Raw genomic sequence first — 1,166 nt, 5'->3', positions numbered from 1 at the left:
CGTGCGGCGGCGGCGCTCGGGGGCTCGGGCAGCCGGTCGACGACCCGGAACCGGAACAGCAGCGGGCACTGCAGGAAGTCGTTCGCGCGCGACGGCGACAGGCCCGGCCGCGACGGCGGGCGCACGCGGACCGCCTGCTCGACCGCCTGCTCGACCGCCTGGTCGACCAGCTCCTCGACGACCTCGTCCCGGTCGACCGCCACCACGTCCTGCGCACTCACGTCACCGAGCCTAGGGCGCGCCACCGACGCTCCCGACCCACCGCGCCGCGCGCCGCACCCGCGGGACCGACCGCACGCCGGACGTGCAGGGGACGCCCAGGGGTCCCGCATAGGCTGGCCCGGTGAGCGACCCCCGACCTGCCGCGCCGCGCACCTCCGGCTGGGTGATCGGCCGCGTCGCCGGCGCACCGATCATCCTCGCGCCCAGCTGGCTGATCGCCGCGGTCGTCCTCACGTTCCTGTTCGCGCCGACCGTGCGCTCGTGGTCGCCCGACCTCGGCGGGCGCGTGTACGTCGTCGCGGGCGTCTTCGTCGTGCTGCTCTTCGCGTCGGTGCTCGTGCACGAGCTCGCGCACGGCCTCGTCGCCCGCGCCCGCGGCCAGCAGCCCCGCGAGTTCGTCCTCACGCTGTGGGGCGGGCACACGACGTTCGGCGTCGCCGCCCCGACGCCGGGCACCAACGCCCTCGTCGCGCTCGCGGGGCCGGTCGCGAACCTGGTCCTCGCGGGTGCGTTCCTCGGCGCCGCGAACGCCGTCGGCACGCGGCAGCTGCTCGGGCTGCTGCTGTTCGCCGGGGCGTTCTCCAACGGGTTCGTCGGGCTGTTCAACCTCCTGCCGGGCCTGCCGCTCGACGGCGGCGCGATCCTGCAGTCCGCGGTGTGGGCGGCGACGCGCAGCCGGCACACCGGCACGCTCGTCGCGGCCTGGTGCGGACGGGTCGTCGCCGTCGGCGTCTTCGCCTGGGCGTTCGTCTTCCCGTTCGTGCAGGGCGGCCAGCCCGACCTCACCGACGCCGTCTGGGGTGCGCTCATCGGCGCGTTCCTCTGGACGGGGGCGTCGGGTGCGATGCGCGGTGCGCGCGCGCAGCACGCGGTCGAGCAGCTGTCCCTCGCGTCGGTCGGCCGTCCGGCGGCGGTCGTCGGGCACGCCGACTCGGTCGCGCGCG

At 76.6% G+C, this 1,166-nt stretch carries 2 protein-coding genes; one reads left to right on the top strand and one right to left on the bottom strand.

What is annotated here, in order from left to right:
- Positions 1 to 170 (bottom strand): PD-(D/E)XK nuclease family protein (locus tag HGA02_RS21335; RefSeq protein WP_246248139.1); only part of this gene is annotated, 170 nt, incomplete at its 3' end.
- Between the two features lie 173 nt (positions 171 to 343).
- Between HGA02_RS21335 and HGA02_RS19940 the strand changes: the two genes are divergently transcribed.
- On the top strand, positions 344 to 1,166 hold an 823-nt coding region (locus HGA02_RS19940; protein ID WP_168681162.1), incomplete at its 3' end, for a site-2 protease family protein.

Source organism: Cellulomonas septica (assembly GCF_012396155.1).
Classification (GTDB): domain Bacteria; phylum Actinomycetota; class Actinomycetes; order Actinomycetales; family Cellulomonadaceae; genus Cellulomonas; species Cellulomonas septica.
The sequence above is the reverse complement of the archived record's forward strand: the minus strand, read 5'-3'. Positions and strand labels throughout refer to the sequence as shown.